General features: G+C 69.0%; 18 protein-coding genes. 16 read left to right on the top strand and 2 right to left on the bottom strand.

Annotated elements, in window-relative coordinates; genetic code table 11:
* Position 1: 1 nt before the first annotated feature.
* A complete protein-coding gene (locus AB4Z46_RS09160; RefSeq protein WP_442283170.1) occupies positions 2–1,456 on the top strand; it encodes a GntP family permease in 1,455 nt (484 codons plus the stop codon).
* Positions 1,457–1,465: 9 nt separating this feature from the next.
* Here AB4Z46_RS09160 and AB4Z46_RS09155 read toward each other — a convergent pair whose 3' ends face one another.
* Positions 1,466–1,729: a hypothetical protein gene (locus tag AB4Z46_RS09155; RefSeq protein ID WP_442283169.1), complete on the bottom strand. Its 264-nt coding sequence runs from the start codon at positions 1,727–1,729 to the stop codon at positions 1,466–1,468.
* A 216-nt stretch (positions 1,730–1,945) separates the two neighbouring features.
* Here AB4Z46_RS09155 and AB4Z46_RS09150 point away from each other — a divergent pair, with 216 nt between their 5' ends.
* From AB4Z46_RS09150 to AB4Z46_RS09090, 13 genes are all read left to right on the top strand, one after another.
* Positions 1,946–4,012, top strand: a complete 2,067-nt coding sequence (locus tag AB4Z46_RS09150; protein WP_442283168.1) for a carbon starvation CstA family protein — start codon at positions 1,946–1,948, stop codon at positions 4,010–4,012.
* Positions 4,009–4,227, top strand: a complete 219-nt coding sequence (locus tag AB4Z46_RS09145; RefSeq protein WP_442283167.1) for a YbdD/YjiX family protein — start codon at positions 4,009–4,011, stop codon at positions 4,225–4,227. Before AB4Z46_RS09150 ends, AB4Z46_RS09145 begins: the two co-directional genes overlap by 4 nt.
* A 53-nt stretch (positions 4,228–4,280) precedes the next feature.
* Positions 4,281–5,897: an MFS transporter gene (locus tag AB4Z46_RS09140; RefSeq protein WP_442283166.1), complete on the top strand. Its 1,617-nt coding sequence runs from the start codon at positions 4,281–4,283 to the stop codon at positions 5,895–5,897.
* Positions 5,898–6,101: 204 nt separating this feature from the next.
* Positions 6,102–7,883, top strand: a complete 1,782-nt coding sequence (locus tag AB4Z46_RS09135; RefSeq protein WP_442283165.1) for a nitrite/sulfite reductase — start codon at positions 6,102–6,104, stop codon at positions 7,881–7,883.
* Complete coding sequence (locus AB4Z46_RS09130) at positions 7,880–8,272, top strand: DUF934 domain-containing protein (RefSeq protein WP_442283164.1); 393 nt, start codon at positions 7,880–7,882, stop codon at positions 8,270–8,272. The genes AB4Z46_RS09135 and AB4Z46_RS09130 overlap by 4 nt, the downstream gene beginning before the upstream one ends.
* Before the next feature lie 43 nt (positions 8,273–8,315).
* Positions 8,316–8,936: a phosphoadenosine phosphosulfate reductase domain-containing protein gene (locus AB4Z46_RS09125; RefSeq protein ID WP_442283163.1), complete on the top strand. Its 621-nt coding sequence runs from the start codon at positions 8,316–8,318 to the stop codon at positions 8,934–8,936.
* A 44-nt stretch (positions 8,937–8,980) separates the two neighbouring features.
* Positions 8,981–9,934: a sulfate adenylyltransferase subunit CysD gene (gene cysD / locus AB4Z46_RS09120; RefSeq protein ID WP_442283162.1), complete on the top strand. Its 954-nt coding sequence runs from the start codon at positions 8,981–8,983 to the stop codon at positions 9,932–9,934.
* A 125-nt stretch (positions 9,935–10,059) separates the two neighbouring features.
* Positions 10,060–11,388, top strand: coding sequence for a sulfate adenylyltransferase subunit 1 (locus tag AB4Z46_RS09115; protein WP_442283161.1), 1,329 nt, complete (start codon positions 10,060–10,062; stop codon positions 11,386–11,388).
* 41 nt (positions 11,389–11,429) lie between these two features.
* The gene (gene fdxA, locus AB4Z46_RS09110; protein ID WP_158719560.1) at positions 11,430–11,759 is read left to right on the top strand and encodes a ferredoxin FdxA; all 330 of its coding nucleotides are present in this window, start codon (positions 11,430–11,432) and stop codon (positions 11,757–11,759) included.
* A complete protein-coding gene (locus AB4Z46_RS09105; protein ID WP_442283160.1) occupies positions 11,717–12,781 on the top strand; it encodes an NAD(P)/FAD-dependent oxidoreductase in 1,065 nt (354 codons plus the stop codon). The genes fdxA and AB4Z46_RS09105 overlap by 43 nt, the downstream gene beginning before the upstream one ends.
* Positions 12,782–12,875: 94 nt before the next feature.
* On the top strand, positions 12,876–13,442 hold the full coding sequence (locus tag AB4Z46_RS09100; protein WP_442283159.1) for a phosphatase PAP2 family protein: 567 nt from the start codon (positions 12,876–12,878) through the stop codon (positions 13,440–13,442).
* A gap of 116 nt (positions 13,443–13,558) precedes the next feature.
* The gene (locus AB4Z46_RS09095; RefSeq protein WP_442283158.1) at positions 13,559–13,774 is read left to right on the top strand and encodes an FmdB family zinc ribbon protein; all 216 of its coding nucleotides are present in this window, start codon (positions 13,559–13,561) and stop codon (positions 13,772–13,774) included.
* Positions 13,775–14,085: 311 nt separating this feature from the next.
* A complete protein-coding gene (locus tag AB4Z46_RS09090; protein WP_442283157.1) occupies positions 14,086–15,423 on the top strand; it encodes a purine-cytosine permease family protein in 1,338 nt (445 codons plus the stop codon).
* Here the strand turns inward: AB4Z46_RS09090 and thiD are convergent.
* Positions 15,368–16,213: a bifunctional hydroxymethylpyrimidine kinase/phosphomethylpyrimidine kinase gene (gene thiD, locus AB4Z46_RS09085; RefSeq protein WP_442283156.1), complete on the bottom strand. Its 846-nt coding sequence runs from the start codon at positions 16,211–16,213 to the stop codon at positions 15,368–15,370. The two genes, AB4Z46_RS09090 and thiD, sit on opposite strands and share 56 nt — an antisense overlap.
* A 47-nt stretch (positions 16,214–16,260) precedes the next feature.
* Between thiD and AB4Z46_RS09080 the strand changes: the two genes are divergently transcribed.
* Both AB4Z46_RS09080 and thiS read left to right on the top strand, forming a co-directional pair.
* Entirely contained in the window at positions 16,261–17,364 is a 1,104-nt protein-coding gene (locus tag AB4Z46_RS09080; RefSeq protein WP_442283155.1) for an FAD-dependent oxidoreductase, read from the top strand.
* Between the two features lie 5 nt (positions 17,365–17,369).
* Complete coding sequence (gene thiS / locus AB4Z46_RS09075) at positions 17,370–17,567, top strand: sulfur carrier protein ThiS (RefSeq protein ID WP_442283154.1); 198 nt, start codon at positions 17,370–17,372, stop codon at positions 17,565–17,567.
* Positions 17,568–17,569: the final 2 nt, after the last annotated feature.

The raw sequence follows: 17,569 nt of genomic DNA, 5'->3' as shown, positions 1-17,569 counted from the left end.
CATGGGACTCGCAGGCATCTTCCTCGGCCTCGGCCTCCTGATCTGGCTCTCCTACCGGGGCTGGAGCGTGCTCGTGCTGGCACCGGCGGCGGCGCTGATCGCCGCGCTGTTCGCCAGCGAACCGCTGCTGGCGCACTGGACGCAGACCTTCATGGGCTCGGCGGCCGGCTTCCTGGCCCAGTTCTTCCCGCTGTTCCTGCTCGGCGCCGTCTTCGGCAAGCTGATGGACGACAGCGGCTCGGTGCAGACCATCGCCCGTTTCATGACCGAGAAGCTGGGACCCAAGCGCGCGATGCTCGCGGTCGTGCTGGCCGGTGCGCTGGTCACCTACGGCGGCGTCAGCCTGTTCGTCGCCTTCTTCGTGCTCGCGCCGATGGCGCAGGCGCTGTTCCGCGCCGCCGACATCCCGGCGCGCCTGATGCCGGCCGCGATCGCGCTGGGCACTTCCACCTTCACCATGTCGGCACTGCCCGGAACCCCGGCGATCCAGAACGCGATCCCGATGCCCTTCTTCGGCACCACCGCCTTCGCCGCGCCCGGACTCGGCGTGATCGCCTCGGCCATCATGCTGGGCTTCGGCATGTGGTGGCTGCGGCGCGCCGAATCCCGGGCGCGCGCAGCCGGCGAGACCTTCGGCGCCCTGACGTCGGATGCCCACATCGACGCCGCCGACGATCCGGTGGTGCGCGAACGCGCCACCACCGCCGGCAGCTTCGATCCGGCCGAGGTCCAGCACGGCGAACACGGCGCCGGCCAGCCCGGCATCGCCGTGGCGCTGGCGCCGCTGGTGGTGGTGGTGCTCGTGAACCTGTTGATGGCGCTGGTGGTGTTGCCGAACCTGGACACCGATTTCCTGGCCGAGCCCCGCTTCGGCGGCATCAGCCTGGCCAACGTGGGCGGTGTCTGGGCGGTGCTGGTGGCGCTGGCCGCGGCGATGGCGGTGCTGGTCGCGCTGAACTGGAAGCGCTTGCCCTCGCTGCGCGCCACGGTCGATGCCGGGGCCAACGCGTCGGTGCTGCCGGTGGTCTGCGTCGCCAGCCTGGTGGGATTCGGCGCCGTGGTGGCCGCGATGCCGGCCTTCGAGATGGTGCGCGATTGGGTGCTGGGCATCGGCGGCGGACCGCTGGTGTCGCTGGCGCTGTCCACCAACATCCTGGCCGCCCTCACCGGCTCGGCCTCGGGCGGCCTGACGATCGCGCTCGACGCGCTGGGCGGCACCTTCATGCAGCTGGCCGACACCACCGGCCTCGATCCGGCGCTGATGCACCGGGTCGCGGTGATCGGTGCCGGCACGCTCGACAGCCTGCCGCACAACGGCGCCGTCGTCACGCTGCTGGCGGTCTGCGGCACCAAGCACCGCGAGAGCTATTTCGACATCGTGATGGTCGGCATCGTCGGCGCCCTGATCGCGCTGATCGCGGTCATCCTGCTCGGCACGGCCGTCGGCTCGTTCTGAGCCTCCGGCTCAACCCACTCGCTGCCGCAGGCCGGCGAAGTGCGGCTCCGGCGGGGCCGCGAGGCGGCGCGCATAGGCCGCCTCGGCCTCCTCCAGGGCTTCGCAGAGGCGGTCGAGCGCCCGGATGTCCTGCACGCCCGGCGCCGCGCCGCTGCCGCACATGAAGTCGCCGAGCGCCTCGATCATCTCTTCGCGCGCGGCTGCCACCAACAGCCGGCAGCGCACCATCTCGCCCCGCAGCTTCGCCAGCTCGCCTCTTTTCGACCGATGCACGGCATCTCCCCCGGTTGTTATTCGACTACTTCGCCAACCTTAGGGCCTGGGCGACGCCGGGTCCATATGGCTTAGGCCCTATCCACTCCGCGCAGTCGCAATCCGATTCAATCTGCGTCTTGCGCCGGAGCCGCCACGGCAGGAAGATGGCAGCCGCCGAAGGAGACATGCCGACGGTCATGTCCGAATCGGCGCCCTCGAGACAGGAGCCGCGTCATGAACAAGCTGACCTCCCTGCTGCTGTGGCCGGCCATTGCCCTCCTCGGTGCCTTCTCCTTCGCCGCGCTGGCGCTGGGCCGAGGCGAAAGCGTCAACGCGGTCTGGCTGGTCACCGCGGCGCTGTGCGTCTACTTCATCGCCTATCGCTTCTACAGCAAGTTCATCGCCGACAGGGTGCTGCGGCTGGACGACACGCGCGTCACGCCGGCGCTGCGGCACAACGACGGGATGGACTACGTGCCGACCAACAAGTGGGTGCTCTACGGCCACCATTTCGCCGCCATCGCGGGCGCCGGGCCGCTGGTCGGGCCGGTGCTGGCGGCGCAGATGGGCTACCTGCCCGGCACGCTGTGGATCCTCACGGGGGTGGTGCTGGCCGGCGCGGTGCAGGACTTCATCGTGCTGTTCGCCTCGGTGCGGCGCGACGGCAAATCGCTCGGCGAGATGATCAAGATGGAGCTCGGCCCGGTGCCGGGCACGCTGGCCCTGGTGGGCGTGCTGGCCATCATGATCATCATCCTGGCAGTGCTGGCGCTGATCGTGGTGAAGGCGCTGACCGGCAGCCCCTGGGGCCTGTTCACGATCTTCGCCACCATCCCGATCGCGCTGCTGATGGGCGTCTACATGCGCATCATCCGGCCCGGTCGCGTCGGCGAGGCCTCCGTCTTCGGCGTGGTGCTGCTGCTGGCCTCGATCTTTCTGGGCCGCGTGGTGGCCGAGAGTCCGGCCTGGGCGCCGTGGTTCACCCTCACCGGCCCGCAACTGGCCTGGGCGCTGATTGTCTACGGCGCGATCGCCGCCAGCCTGCCGGTGTGGCTGATGCTGGCGCCGCGCGACTACCTCAGCACCTTCCTCAAGATCGGCACCATCGTCGCACTGGCGCTCGGCATCTACTACGTCGCGCCGCTGCTTGCGATGCCGGCCACCACGCGCTTCATCGACGGCAGCGGCCCGGTGTTCTCGGGCAAGCTGTTCCCGTTCCTGTTCATCACGATCGCCTGCGGTTCGGTGTCGGGCTTCCACGCCCTGATCTCCTCGGGCACGACGCCGAAGATGGTCGAGAAAGAGTCGCACATGCGCTTCATCGGCTTCGGCGGCATGCTGGCCGAGTCCTTCGTGGCCGTGATGGCACTCACCGCCGCCAGCGTGCTCGACCCCGGTATCTACTTCGCGATGAACGCGCCGGCCGCGGTGATCGGCACCACCGCCGCCCACGCGGCCGAGGTGATCTCCGGCTGGGGCTTCACGATCACACCCGAGATGATCAACCAGACCGCGATCGACATCGGCGAGACCAGCATCCTGTCGCGCGCCGGCGGCGCGCCGACGCTCGCGGTCGGCATGGCGCAGATCCTCGGCCAGGCCTTCGGCGGCAAGTCGATGGAGGCCTTCTGGTACCACTTCGCGATCCTGTTCGAGGCCCTCTTCATCCTGACCGCGGTCGATGCCGGCACCCGGGTCGGCCGCTTCATGATCCAGGACATGCTGGGCCACGTCTACAAGCCGCTCGGCAACACCGAGTTCCTGCCCGCCAACATCGTCGCCACGCTGCTGTGCGTCGGCCTCTGGGGCTACTTCCTGTACCAGGGCGTGGTCGATCCGCTCGGCGGCATCAACACGCTGTGGCAGCTGTTCGGCGTCGGCAACCAGATGCTGGCCGGCATCGCGCTGCTGCTGTGCACCAGCGTGCTGGTGAAGATGAAGCGCGAGCGCTACGTCTGGGTCACGCTGGTGCCGACCGCGTGGCTGCTGGTCACCACGCTCACCGCGGGCGTGCAGAAGGTCTTCCATCCCGACCCCGCCATCGGCTTCCTGGCGCTGGCGCGCAAGTTCGGCGACGCCGCCGCGCAGGGCACGCTGATTGCGCCGGCCAAGTCGATCGCCGAGATGCAGCGCGTCGCCTTCAACAACACCCTCGACGCGGTCGTCTGCGGCTTCTTCGTGCTGCTGGTGCTCGCCATGTGCGTCTTCGCGGCCAAGATCTGCCTGCAGGCGCTCAGGCAGGCCAGGCCGACCGCACAGGAGATCCCGCCGATGACCGGCGCACAAGGAGCAGTGCCATGAACGGGGCCCTCGACGTCGACGGCCAGCGCCCGGCGGGCGAGCGCTGGCGCAGCCTCTGCTCGGCATGCCGCCAGGTGTTCGGCATGCCGGACTACGAGCGTTATCTCGAACACGCCGCCGCGCGCCACCCGGGTGCGCCGGTGCTGTCGCGCAACGACTACTGCGCCAGGGTGATCGAACGCCGCTACGGCCAGGGTGCGGGGCGCTGCTGCTGAATTCCCGGGAGCTCCGGCGGACGGCTAACATCCGGGCCCGAAAGCAGGCCCCCGTGAAACCCCAGAACTTCGACTTCCACCATCCGCTCGCGTTCTGGACCGGCTGTATCGCCATCATCGGCGGCGTGCTCGCGCACCTGCCGATGTTCATGATGGGCAGAAGCACCGGCTATCAGATGGTCGGCATGGAGATGGACGCCACGATGCTGACCGGCATGGCGATGATCCCGTTCGGCGTGCTGCTCGCGGCCTATGGCCTGATGCCGCGCATCGCCGGCATGCGCAAGAGCCTGCACGGCGACAGCCACCTGCAGTTCCATGTGGCCGACGGCGTGCCGCTCAACCGCGAGCACTGGAAGCTGGTGCTCGTGCTGGTGGTTGCGCTGGCGGTCGACGTGCTGAAACCGGCCACGCTGGGCTTCGTGATGCCGGGCATGACGCACGAGTACGAGATCAGCCGCGAGCGCGCCGGCGTGCTGGCCCTGGTGGCGCTGACCGGCACCACCGTCGGCTCGGTGCTCTGGGGCCGGCTGGCGGACCTGTTCGGGCGCCGCTCGGCAATCCTGCTGTCGGCCCTGATGTTCATCGGCACCGCGATCTGCGGCGCCATGCCCAGCTTCGAATGGAACCTGGTCATGTGCTTCCTGATGGGCGCATCGGCCGGCGGACTTCTGCCGATCACCTTCACGCTGATGGCCGAGACCGTTCCCGCGGCGCACCGCGGCTGGCTGCTGGTGGCCTTGGGCGGCATCGGCACCTCGGCCGGCTACCTGCTGGCGGCCGGCTCGGCGGCTCTGCTGGTGCCGGAGTTCAGCTGGCGCGCGCTCTGGCTGCTCGGCTTGCCTACCGGCCTGCTGATCGTGTTCCTCGGCCGCTACATCCCGGAATCGCCGCGCTTCCTGTCGAATGCCGGCCTGGCCGACGAGGCCCGCGCCGTGCTCGCCCGCTTCGCCGGCCGGCAGCCGTCGAGCACGGGCGCCGCGGCCGCCGCCGCGGTGATCGCCGAGGAGGAGGTCCCCGCCGGCGGCCTCGCGCAATTGCTGCGCGGCGGCCACGCCCGCGTCACCTGGGGCCTGGCGGTCTGCGGCGTGGCTTGGGGACTGGTCAACTTCGGCTTCCTGCTGTGGCTGCCGACCAACCTCGGCAGCATGGGCATGGACGCCAGCGCCGCCAGCGCGCTGCTGGCCCGCTCCGCCCTGCTCGCGCTGCCCGGCATCGCGCTCGTGATCTGGCTGTACCACCGCTGGAGCAGCATCAAGGCGCTGGTGCTCTTCATCGGCCTGACGGCCGCCACGCTGCTGGTGTTCTTCGCGCTCGGCCTGGCGCAGGTGCATTCGGCGCTGGCGATGGTCGTGACCACGGCGCTGCTGCTGGTGAGCTCCAGCGGCGTGATCGCGATGCTGATTCCCTATGCGGCCGAAATCTACCCGGTGCACCTGCGCGGCACCGGCTCCGGCGTGATCGCGGCCAGCTCGAAGTTCGGCGGCATCCTCGGCGCCGGCTTCGGCGTCGCCGGCGTGTTCGAGCACTTCACGGCCTCGGCGCTGCTGATCGCGCTGCCGATGGCCGTGGCCGCCCTGATGCTGGTGCGCAGCGGCATCGAGACCCGCGGCCGGCGGCTCGAGGACATCCAGGCCGCCTTCGCGGCGGCGCGAAAGCCGCTCCCCTGACATCCGGACGCGCGCCTTCCGACCGGTTCTGCCTTATCCGGAAAATCCGCCAAATCGCCTCGAAACCCGCATGGCGACTGGTGAATATGCTTATCCGCATAAGGCGCGAACCAAAAAATAGTTTGTTTTCATAAGCCTCGCTTCTACATTCCACGCTCGCCTTGACGGGCGGTGGACGCACCGCTTTCCAGCTTCTGACACACGATGTACCAATACACAGATTTCGACCGCCAGTTCGTGCACCTGCGTGCCGCCCAGTTCCGCGACCAGCTCGAACGCTGGCAGTCGGGCAAGCTCGCGGAGGACGAATTCCGACCGCTGCGCCTGCAGAACGGCTGGTACGTGCAGCGCTACGCACCGATGCTGCGCGTGGCCGTGCCCTATGGCGAGTTGTCGAGCCGCCAGTTGCGCGTGCTGGCGAAGATCGCGCGCGTCTACGACGAGCCCGAGGCCGAGGTCTACAAGAACGCGCTCGCCACCCAGGGCMAGCTCGGCACGCACAAGCTGCCGACGCACTACGCCCACTTCACGACGCGCCAGAACGTCCAGTACAACTGGATCCCGCTTTCGAAGTCGGCCGACGTGATGGACCTGCTGGCCACGGTCGACATGCACGGCATCCAGACCAGCGGCAACTGCATCCGCAACATCACGAGCGACGAGCGTGCCGGCGTCGCGGTCGACGAGATCGCCGACCCGCGCCCGTTCGCTGAAATCATGCGGCAGTGGAGCACGCTGCACCCCGAATTCGCCTTCCTGCCGCGCAAGTTCAAGATTGCGATCACCGGTGCCACCGAAGACCGCGCCGCCACGGGCTGGCACGATGTCGGCCTGCACCTGGTCAAGAACGAGGCCGGCGAGCTGGGCTTCCGGGTCCAGGTCGGCGGCGGCATGGGCCGCACGCCGATCATCGGTACCGTCCTGCGCGAGTTCCTGCCGTGGAACCAGATCATGAACTACCTCGAAGCGGTGGTCCGGGTCTACAACCGCTACGGCCGGCGCGACAACATCTACAAGGCCCGCATCAAGATCCTCGTGAAGGCCGAGGGCCAGCGCTACATCGATGACGTCGAGGCCGAATACAAGCAGGTGATCGAGCACGACGGCGCGCCGCACACCATCACCCAGGCCGAGCTCGACCGCGTGAGCGCGTCTTTCGTGCCGCCGACGCTGGCGACCCGCGTGTTCCGCAGCGCCGAGGAAACCGATGCCGCCCTGCGCGCCCAGGCCGCCGACGACGTGATGTTCGCGCGCTGGCTGCAGCGCAACGTGGCGCCGCACCGCAACCCCGCGCTGCGCGCGGTCACGCTGTCGTTCAAGCGCCTCCTGCAGGCGCCCGGCGACGCCTCGGCCGACCAGCTCGACACGGCGGCCCTGCTGGCCGACCGCTTCAGCGCCGGCGAAGCCCGCGTCACGCACGACCAGAACCTGCTGCTGCCCTGGGTCCATGCGGAAGACCTGCACGCGCTGTGGCTGGCGGCCCGCGAGGCCGGCTTCGCGAGCGCCAACGTGCACCTGCTGACCGACATGATCGCCTGCCCCGGCGGCGACTTCTGCGCGCTGGCCAATGCGCGCTCGATCCCGATCGCCGAAGCCATCACCGAGCGCTACCAGGACCTCGACGAACTCGACGACCTCGGCGAGATCGATCTCCACATCAGCGGCTGCATCAATTCCTGCGGCCATCACCACAGCGGCCACATCGGCATCCTGGGCGTCGACAAGGACGGCAAGGAGTGGTACCAGGTCACGCTCGGCGGCTCCGACGGCTCCGCGCTCAGCGGCGCGGCGCAGGCCGGCAAGGTGGTCGGCCCCTCGTTCTCGGCGGCCGAGGTGCCCGACGTGATCGAGGCCGTGCTCAACACCTACCGCGACACCCGCGAAGCAGGCGAAACCTTCATCGACGCGCTGCGCCGGGTCGGCATCGAGCCCTTCAAGGCCGCCGCCAATGGCGCGCGCTTCAAGGTCGAGGAGGTGGCAGCATGAACAAGACGCTTCGACTCGTCGCCGCCGAGGACCACGTCGACAACGGCGACCCGAACGTGCTGCAGTTGCCCAACGACGCCGACCCGCTGGCGATCGAGGTGTGCCTCGCGGACGTCGAGCGCATCGACCTGAACTTCCCGAAGTTCACCGATGGCCGCGCCTACAGCCAGGCCTTCCTGCTGCGCCGCCGCCTGGGCTTCCAGGGCGACATCCGCGCCACCGGCGACGTGTTGATCGATCAGCTGGTGCAGATGCAGCGCACCGGCTTCTCGAGCGCGGTGCTGAAGGAAGGCGTCGACGCCTCTGCCGCCCAGCGCCAGTTCGACCGCTTCGCCGCCTTCTATCAAGGCGACGCGGTGCAAGCCACGCCGATCTTCAAGCGCGCCTGAGCGGGCCGTCGGCACGCCCTTGCCCCCACTGGAACCCTCGCCAATGAGCATCGATCTCGCACAAGTCAACGCCAAGCTCGGCCACAACGCCGAAGGCCTCGTGGACTGGGCCATCGGCCTGGACCGGCCGGCGATCATCACCACCAATTTCAGGCCCTTCGAGGCGGTGATCCTGCACATGGTCACGCGCGCGAAGCCCGACGTGCCCGTGGTCTGGATGGACAACGGCTACAACACCGACGCCACCTACCGCTTTGCCGACGAGGTGACGAAGCTGCTGGACCTGGACCTGCGCATCTTCTTGCCTCGGCGTTCGAGAGCGCATCGCGAAGCGGTGGAAGGCCCGACGCCGGTGCTCGACGATCCGCGCCACGCCGCCTTCACCGAGGAGGTGAAGCTGGAGCCCTTCGCGCGCGCGCTGCGCGAGACGGCACCGCAGGTCTGGTTCACCGCGCTGCGGGCCACCGACACCGCCGTGCGCGCGCAGATGGACCCGGTCAGCATCAATCCCGATGGCCTGATCAAGGTCGCGCCGCTGCTGCACTGGTCGTCGAAGGATCTGCACGCCTATTGCCAGGCGCATGGCCTGCCCAACAACTTCGACTATCTCGATCCGACGAAGGGCGAGGACAACCGGGAATGCGGTCTGCACCTCGCGCACTGAAGTCCCATGCCGCATCCGATCCACTTTCTGAGCGCCCGATTTTCATGAACGCCCGAACCGAACCCGACCTGCTGCTGCCCACCACGCAGTCGCTCGCGCGCCTGTCCAACACCCAGCTCGATGCGCTCGAGGAGGAAACCATCTTCATCCTGCGCGAGGTGGCGGCCTCGTTCGAGCGGCCGACGCTGCTGTTCTCGGGCGGCAAGGATTCGCTGGTGCTGCTCAAGTGCGCCGAGAAGGCCTTCGGCGTCGGCCGCATTCCCTATCCGCTGCTGATGATCGACACCGGCCACAACTTCCCCGAAGTGACGGCCTTCCGCGACGCCCGCGCCAAGGAACTCGGCGCCGAGCTGATCGTGCGCAACGTCGAGGACTCGATGAGGCGCGGCACCGTGCGCCTGGCGCACCCTGAAGAGTCGCGCAACGTGCACCAGTCGGTCACGCTGCTCGAAGCCATCGAGGAATTCCGCTTCGACGCGCTGATCGGCGGCGCCCGTCGCGACGAAGAAAAGGCACGCGCCAAGGAACGCATCTTCTCGCACCGCGACAGCTTCGGCCAATGGCAGCCGAAGGACCAGCGCCCCGAGTTGTGGACGCTTTTCAACACGCGTCTGGCACCGGGCGAACACTTTCGCGTGTTCCCGATCTCGAACTGGACGGAGCTCGACGTCTGGCAGTACATCGAGCGCGAGCACATCGCCCTGCCCTCGATCTACTACAGCCACAAGCGCGAAGTGATCGAACGCCGCGGGCTGCTCGTGCCCGTGACCGCACTCACGCCGCCGCGCGACGGCGAGCAGGTCGAAGTGCGCGACGTGCGCTTCCGCACCGTCGGCGACATCACCTGCACCTGCCCCGTGGACAGCCTCGCCGCCGATGCGGCCGACGTGGTGCTCGAGACGCTGGCGGCCGACGTCAGCGAACGCGGGGCCACGCGGATGGACGACAAGACCTCCGAAGCCTCGATGGAAAAGCGCAAGAAAGACGGGTACTTTTAGCTCGCCCCCAGGTTGGGCTCACTGCGTGTAGCCCGCCCACCCCCTGCCGGGGGCAACACCAGAGGCCCGGCGGAGCCGGTTCCTCGGTGTTTCACGAACAAGACAGTGCATTGCAGAGAATGACCATGAACGCGACGACTTCAACTCTTGAACAGCAAGCCGAAACCGGCGCCGCCCTGCGCTTCATCACCTGCGGCAGCGTCGACGACGGCAAGAGCACCCTGATCGGCCGCCTGCTGGTCGACAGCAAGACCGTGTTGCAGGACCAGTTGGCCGGCGTCCAGCGCGGCGGCGAGACCGACCTGGCCCTGCTGACCGACGGCCTCTCGGCCGAGCGCGAGCAAGGCATCACGATCGACGTCGCCTACCGCTACTTCTCCACCGCCCATCGCAAGTTCGTGATCGGCGATGCGCCGGGCCATGAGCAGTACACGCGCAACATGGTCACGGCCGCTTCGAGCGCCGACGCCGCCGTGGTGCTGGTCGACGCGACCAAGCTGGCCTGGGCCGCCGAGGTCGGCGACGGCGAAGTGGTCAAGCGCGAACTGCTGCCTCAAACCCGCCGCCACACGCTGCTGTGCCATCTGCTGCGCGTGCAGTCGATCGTCTTCGCGGTCAACAAGCTCGATGCGATCGACGACGCCGAACTCGCCTTCGAGCGCATCTCCGCCGCGCTCTCGAACTTCGCCGACGCCGCCGGCGTGCAGGTGACCGCCACGGTGCCGATCTCGGCGCTCAAGGGCTGGAACGTGGCCTCGCGCCATCCCGCCTGGGCCGGCTACGAAGGCCCCAGCCTGCTCGAACTGCTCGAGCAACTGCCGGTCACCGCCCAGGACGAGGCCGTCCCCTTCGCCTTCCCGGTGCAGTGGGTCGAGAAGTTCTCCTCATCGGCCGACACGTCGCGCGGGCGCCGCGTGTTCTGGGGCCGGGTGGCCAGCGGCCACGTCGAGCCTGGACAGCGCATCACCGTACTGCCGAGCAACCAGCACGCCACCGTGGCCCAGGTGCTGAGCCACACGCGCGACCCGAAGACCGTGCACGCCGGTCACAGCGCCGGCATCGTGCTGGACCGGGAGCTCGACGTCTCGCGCGGCGACTGGCTGCTGGCGCCCGATGCCTTCGAGCCGGTTCGCGAGATCACCGCGACCGTCGCCTGGCTCGACGACGAGCCGCTGGTCGCCGGCCGGGTGTACTGGGCGCTGCAGGGCCACCGCTGGGTCAAGGCCAGGGTGGCGCGCATCGTCGACCGGCTGAACATCACGACCCTCGAAGCCGAACCCACCGACCAGCTCGAAGCCAATGCCATCGGCGACGTGGTGCTGGCACTGCAGCAGCCGCTGGCCGTGCTGCCGTTCACTCAATCGCGAGCGCTGGGGTCGCTGATCCTCGTGGACACCGCTTCGCATCGGACCTCCGCCGCAGTGCTCGTGCGGCCCACCGCCACAAAGGCCTAAAATTCGGGGTTTCCCCGATCATTCCCCCGCTAGCCAAGACCATGACCCACGTCGTCTCCGAATCCTGCATCCGCTGCAAATACACCGATTGCGTCGATGTCTGTCCGGTCGATTGCTTCCGTGAAGGGCCGAACATGCTGGTGATCGACCCCGACGAATGCATCGACTGCGCGGTCTGCATCCCCGAGTGCCCGGTCAACGCGATCTACGCCGAGGAAGACCTGCCCGCCAACCAGCTGGCCTTCATCAAGCTCAACGCGGAGCTGGCCCTGGCCGACGGCTGGAAGAGCATCACCAAGCGCAAGCCGGCGCTGCCCGACGCCGAAGAGTGGAAAGACAAGACCGACAAGATCGGGGAGTTGGTGCGCTGAACACGACAGCGGCCCCGGTCGAAACCGATGCGCTGATCATCGGCGCCGGCCCGGTCGGGCTGTTCCAGGTATTCCAGCTCGGCCTGCTCGAGATCTCCTGCCACATCGTCGACGCCCTGCCCCGCGCCGGCGGCCAATGCGTCGAGCTCTACGGCGACAAGCCGATCTACGACATCCCGGGCACGCCGCTGACCACCGGACGCGGCCTGGCGGAATCGCTGCTGCAGCAGATCGCACCGTTCAAGCCGCAATTCCATTTCGGCGAGCAGATCGCGACCCTCGCCCGCCAGGACGACGGCCGCCTGCGGCTGGCCACGTCGCGCGGCAGTTCCTTTCTGGCCAAGACGGTCTTCATCGCCGGAGGCGTCGGCGCCTTCGTGCCCAAGCGCATTGCCGTCGAAGGCATCGAGCGGCTTGAAGGCGCCAGGCTCTTCTATCATCCCGACGCCCTCGATCGCTTCGCGGGGCTGTCGGTGATCGTCCATGGCGGCGACGATGCCGCGATCGACACCGCACTGGCGCTCGCGCCCCTGGCGAAGAAGGTCACGCTGCTTCACCGCCGCGACGTCTTCCAGGCCGACGATGCAACGGTGCGGGCACTGCGCGAGCGCATCGCGGCCGGCGCGATCCGCCTGCAGATCGGCCAGCCCGTCGGCTTCGACGACACGCAGCTCCAGGTTGCCACGCCGGACGCGCAAACCGTGGCGCTGCCCTTCGACGCCTTGATCGGCTGCCTCGGCATTTCCCCACGCCTCGGACCGATCGCCGAATGGGGCCTGGCGCTCGAGCGCAAGCAGGTGCCGGTCGACACCGAGAAATTCGAGACGCGCGAGCGCGGCGTGTTCGCCGTCGGCGACATCAACACCTACCCCGGCAAGAAGAAGCTCATCGTCTGCGGCTTCCATGAGGCCACGCTGGCGGCCTGGGGCGCCGCCGCCATCGTCTTTCCCGACAAGGCGATTCCGCTGCAATACACCACCACCAGCACACGGCTGCACACGCTGCTCGGCGTCGAGCACTGATCCGGGATCCCGGGCCGCCGCTGCTTGCGGCCCTGAACCGGAAGTGAACCGTGCGTTCATGCTGCCGACACGCATTGCCCCTAGGATGCGCGCCATGCAGCCGCTGAACATCGCACTCTTTCAATGGCTCGGTGCGGGCCACGCACCCAACGCCCAGCTCCTGGGCTTCGCGTCGCTGGTGGCCGGCGGCGCCTCATGGCTCTGCCTGGCCCTGCTGGGCGGGGTGGCCTGGCGCCGGCCGGCGCAGCGCAGCTACGCGATGGCGGCCCTGGCCGCCGCGGCGGTTGCCGCCATCGCCGCACACGCCCTGGCCGATGCCCTCCACATGCCGCGGCCCTTCGTCGCCGGCCTGAGCCCGGCCTACATCGAACATGGCGCCAGAGGCTCACTGCCCAGCGCCCACGCTTCGGTGATGTTCACGGTGGCCCTGGTGCTCTGCCTGCGGCCGACCCTGCGGACGCTCGGACTGGCGGTGTTCGCGATCGCGCTCGTCACCGGCTGGGCACGCATCTACGTGGGCGTCCATTTTCCGCTCGACATCGCGGCCGGGCTGGGTCTGGCCGCGCTGATCACGGGCCTGTTCTGGGCGCTTTCGATCGCCGTCCGGCGCTTCGCCGTCCCGCTGATTGCCCGCGACGACGCGCGGACGATGCATCCTTGACAATCCAACTGCCCGAGTGCCGGTGCCGGCCCCTGGCTCACCTTGCACCGGGCTCCCGAAAAAGGGTTTCCAAGGCGGCGCCATCGTCGTAGCATGAGGCGCCGGGAGCGGGCGCCATGCCTCATGGGCCGAACCTGCGCATCCCGCTCCCGCGGTGGAGGAGTGCCATGCCTACGTACCAGTATCGTTGCGCAAAGTGCGGCGAGGTTTTCGAGCACATCGAACACGTCGCTGAGCATGAGACGGCCCATTTGCGTTGCCCGAAGTGCGCCAGTGAGGCCGTTGAGCATCAGCCGACGCAGTTCTTCGCGAAAACCTCCAAGAAGAGTTAGGCGATCCCAGGCCTGATTCTGTCCCGCGCCCGCATCGTCGCCATCGAGCCTAAAATGGCCGCTCGCTAGGGGTGCTGGGTCGGCTTGCCGGTCCAGCTGAGAAAAAACCCTTTGAACCTGTTCGGTCGAGATCTTCATTGCGCACCGCCGTCGCGAGAGGATCAAGACTGGAGTCCCACGAAGTTCCGCTTGGTGGGCCTGAGGTAATCCTCGCGCAGGGAAGCTGGTCCGGCGGCCGCCACGTTGTCTCGCGCGGCGGTCCTTCTGCTGGCCTCGCCCACCTGCCAAACGATTTGCATGGGAGCAATTGGATGGCAAACACGAACGCCCCTTCGGCGCCGGACGGCGCCAACGAGGCACTGACGCCGCTGCGCGAATCCGGCCGCGTCTTCCAGCGGCGCGACCACATGGCGCTCTGGTTCAGCCTCGGCGTCGGCCTGCTGGTGATGCAGATCGGCGCCTACCTGGTGCCGGCGGTCGGCACCCGCGACGCGGTGCTGGCGATCGTGCTGGGTTCCTGCATCGGCGCCGGCCTGCTGGCCTGGACCGCGCGCGTCGGCTGCGAGAGCGGGCTGGCGAGTGCCGGCCTCATGAACGCGACCTACGGCAGCGCCTTCGCGCGGCTGCCGGTGGTGCTCAACATCGTGCAGCTGGTCGGCTGGACCACCTTCGAGCTCGTGATCATGCGCGAGGGCACGCAGGCCATCGGCGGCCAGGCCTTCGGCTGGTCGCTCGGCAGCCCGCTGGGCACGGTGCTGACCACGCTGCTGTGGGGCGCGGTCCTGCTCGCGCTGCTGGCCGGCTCGATGGTCAAGCTGGTGCGGCGCTTCGTGACCCGTTTTGGCCTGCCGCTGGTGGTGCTCTCGCTGGCCTGGCTGACCTGGCAGTTCGCAAGCCGGCTCCAGGCCAAGGGCCTGGAGGCCTTCTGGTCGCGGCCCGGCGACGGCAGCATGGGCATGTTCGGCGCCCTCGACCTGGTGATCGCGATGCCGGTCTCCTGGCTGCCGCTGGTGGCCGACTACGCGCGCCACGGCAAGCGCAGCACGGGCGGCCTGGGCGGCGCCTTCAGCGGCACCTGGATCGGCTACGTGCTGGCCAACATCTGGTGCTATGCGCTCGGCGTGATGGTGGTGAGCGTCGCCGAACCCGGCACCAACCTGGTCGCGGCCCTGCTGCTGGCACAGGGCGGCCTGGTGGCGCTGGGGCTGATCCTGATCGATGAACTCGACAACGCCTACGGCGACGTCTACTCAGGCTCGGTCTCGGCCCACAGCCTGCAGCCGCGCTGGAGCGTGCGGCGCTGGGGCCTGCTGCTGGCCTCGGTCTGCATCGCCTTTGCATTGGTGCTGCCGATGCACTCGCTCGAACCCTTCCTGCTGCTGCTGAGCTCGGTCTTCGTGCCGCTCTACGGGGTGATCCTCGGGCGGCTCGGCACCGGCAACGCACCGGTTCCGGTCGGCACGCGCCGCGTGGACCTGCCCGCGGCCGCCATCTGGATCGCCGGCATCGCGATCTACCACGCCTGCGCGGCCTGGGCGCCTCAGTGGGGCTCGGCGTTGCCGACCCTTGCGATCACCTTCGCGCTCGCCTGGATCACGCGCCAGTCGCCGGCAGGCGGACGCTCGGCACTGGCGCAAAGCCGTGGTTGAGGGGACCGTGCCCCGCACCGACCTTGACATCGGCCCCCGCCGCCATCGCGGCGACGACGTAGCCGCGCGCGCGCTCCACCGCCTGCGGCAACCCGAAGCCGAGCGCCAGGTGCGCGGCGATGGCCGACGACAAGGTGCAGCCGGTGCCGTGCAGGTTGCGGCTCCGGATGCGGGTGGAGGCCAGCCGCAGCCGCTCGCCGTCGGACTCGGCCAGCAGGTCGACCACATCGTCGCCCGGCAGATGGCCGCCCTTGAGCAGCACCGCCCTGGCACCGAGCGCGAGCAGTTCGCTGGCGGCGTCGTCGAGCGCATCGACGCCGTCGATGGCATGGCCGATCAACAAGGCCGCCTCGTCCAGGTTCGGCGTGACCACCACGGCGCGCGGGAACAGTTCGCGCACCAGCACCGCCACCGTTTCGGCGGCGATCAGGCGGTCGCCGCTGGTGGCGATCATCACCGGATCGAGCACCACGTTCGGCAACTGGTAGCGGTCGATGGCCCAGGCCACCACTTCGACGACCTCGGGCGCATGCAGCATGCCGAGCTTGACCGCATCGACGCCGATGTCCTCGACCACCGCCTGGATCTGCGCCTTGAGGAACTCCGGCGGCACCCCGTGGATGCCCGACACGCCCAGCGTGTTCTGCGCGGTCAGCGCGGTGATGGCGGTCATTCCGTAGCAGCCCAGCGCCGAGAAGGTCTTCAGGTCGGCCTGGATGCCGGCGCCTCCGCCGCTGTCGGAGCCGGCGATCGAGAGTACGCGTGCGTAGCGAGAGAATGCAATGGTCATGTCGAAAATTATCCGCCACGCACACCGAGGCCGAGCCTGAGGATGCAATGAGCCTGCAAGCCGAACTTCCTTTCCGTTGCGCCGCCGTGCTCGGCGCCGGGCTCATGGGGCGCCTGCTCGCGCTGACGCTGGCGCAGGCGGGCAGCGAGGTCGACCTGTTCGAGGCCGGCGGACCGGAGGCCGAAGGCGCGGCCGCGCGGGTCGCCGCCGCCATGCTCGCGCCGCTCGCCGAATCGGCGGTGGCGCCGCCCGCCGTGGTCCGCATGGGGCACTACGCACTCGACCGCTGGCCGGCGCTGATCGCACCGCTGGCGGCGCCGGTGTTCTTCCAGCGCGAGGGGACGCTGGTGCTGTGGCACCGCCAGGATGCCGCCGAGGCCGCGCGTCTCCAGCGCGTGCTCGCGCACACCGGCGAGCTGGTGCCCGAACTGCCCGCCATGCGGATGCTCGATGCCGCCGGCATCGAGGCCGCCGAGCCTTCGCTGGGCCGGCGCTTCGCGCAGGGCCTGCTGCTGCCCGATGAAGGCCAGCTCGACAACCGCGCGCTGCTCACGGCATTGCTCGCCACGCTGCAGGCCCTGCCGAAGGTGCGCCTGCACTGGCACTCGCCGCGCACCGTCGACGACTTCGCGCCCGGCGAACCGGGCCAGCCCGAGCGCGTGATCGATTGCCGAGGCCTCGGCGCCAAGCCGCAGTGGAATGCCCTGCGCGGCGTGCGCGGCGAAGTCATCCGCGTGCACGCACCCGAAGTGACGCTGCGGCGGCCGACGCGCCTGGTGCATCCGCGCTATCCGCTCTACATCGCGCCCAAGCCCGACCACCTGTTCGTGATCGGCGCGACCGAGATCGAATCGGACGACATGTCGCCGGCCAGCGTGCGCTCCACGCTCGAGCTGCTGAGCGCGGCCTATGCGGTGCACAGCGGCTTCGCCGAAGCGCGCATCGTCGAGATCGCGACCCAGTGCCGGCCGACCCTGCCCGACAACCTGCCGGCGGTGCGCCAGCTGCGCCCGAAGGTGATGCAGATCAACGGCCTCTACCGCCACGGCTTCATGATCGCGCCGGCGATCCTCGACGTCGCGATGGAGCTGCTCGCGACCGATCGCTCCGCGCTCGCCGGCCGCTTCGGCCTCGCGACCCGCCTCGAATGACCTCCATGAACCTCCGGATCAACGACACGCCCTGCACGCTGCCGCCCGACGCGAAGGTGGCGGACGCGCTCGCCCTCATCGACGCCAAGCCGCCGTTCGCGGTGGCCGTCAACCGCCAGTTCGTGCCGCGCTCGAACTACGCCTCGCATGCGCTGCAGGCCGACGACCGCATCGAAGTGATCCGCCCCGTGACGGGCGGCTGAGA

Source organism: Variovorax sp. M-6, assembly GCF_052114385.1.
Lineage (GTDB): Bacteria > Pseudomonadota > Gammaproteobacteria > Burkholderiales > Burkholderiaceae_C > Variovorax.
Note: the sequence above shows the minus strand (reverse complement) of the source record. Positions and strands in the feature narration are given on the sequence as shown.

What these genes read in the sequence shown, in the direction of transcription:
- AB4Z46_RS09100 (WP_442283159.1), top strand. Translation starts at nt 12,876, where the DNA reads ATGCAGCCGCTGAACATCGCACTCTTTCAATGGCTCGGTGCGGGCCAC.
- cysD (WP_442283162.1), top strand. Translation starts at nt 8,981, where the DNA reads ATGAACGCCCGAACCGAACCCGACCTGCTGCTGCCCACCACGCAGTCG.
- thiD (WP_442283156.1), bottom strand. Translation starts at nt 16,213, where the DNA reads ATGACCATTGCATTCTCTCGCTACGCACGCGTACTCTCGATCGCCGGC.
- AB4Z46_RS09095 (WP_442283158.1), top strand. Translation starts at nt 13,559, where the DNA reads ATGCCTCATGGGCCGAACCTGCGCATCCCGCTCCCGCGGTGGAGGAGT.
- AB4Z46_RS09130 (WP_442283164.1), top strand. Translation starts at nt 7,880, where the DNA reads ATGAACAAGACGCTTCGACTCGTCGCCGCCGAGGACCACGTCGACAAC.
- fdxA (WP_158719560.1), top strand. Translation starts at nt 11,430, where the DNA reads ATGACCCACGTCGTCTCCGAATCCTGCATCCGCTGCAAATACACCGAT.
- AB4Z46_RS09145 (WP_442283167.1), top strand. Translation starts at nt 4,009, where the DNA reads ATGAACGGGGCCCTCGACGTCGACGGCCAGCGCCCGGCGGGCGAGCGC.
- AB4Z46_RS09150 (WP_442283168.1), top strand. Translation starts at nt 1,946, where the DNA reads ATGAACAAGCTGACCTCCCTGCTGCTGTGGCCGGCCATTGCCCTCCTC.
- thiS (WP_442283154.1), top strand. Translation starts at nt 17,370, where the DNA reads ATGAACCTCCGGATCAACGACACGCCCTGCACGCTGCCGCCCGACGCG.
- AB4Z46_RS09160 (WP_442283170.1), top strand. Translation starts at nt 2, where the DNA reads ATGGGACTCGCAGGCATCTTCCTCGGCCTCGGCCTCCTGATCTGGCTC.
- AB4Z46_RS09115 (WP_442283161.1), top strand. Translation starts at nt 10,060, where the DNA reads ATGAACGCGACGACTTCAACTCTTGAACAGCAAGCCGAAACCGGCGCC.
- AB4Z46_RS09080 (WP_442283155.1), top strand. Translation starts at nt 16,261, where the DNA reads ATGAGCCTGCAAGCCGAACTTCCTTTCCGTTGCGCCGCCGTGCTCGGC.
- AB4Z46_RS09125 (WP_442283163.1), top strand. Translation starts at nt 8,316, where the DNA reads ATGAGCATCGATCTCGCACAAGTCAACGCCAAGCTCGGCCACAACGCC.
- AB4Z46_RS09090 (WP_442283157.1), top strand. Translation starts at nt 14,086, where the DNA reads ATGGCAAACACGAACGCCCCTTCGGCGCCGGACGGCGCCAACGAGGCA.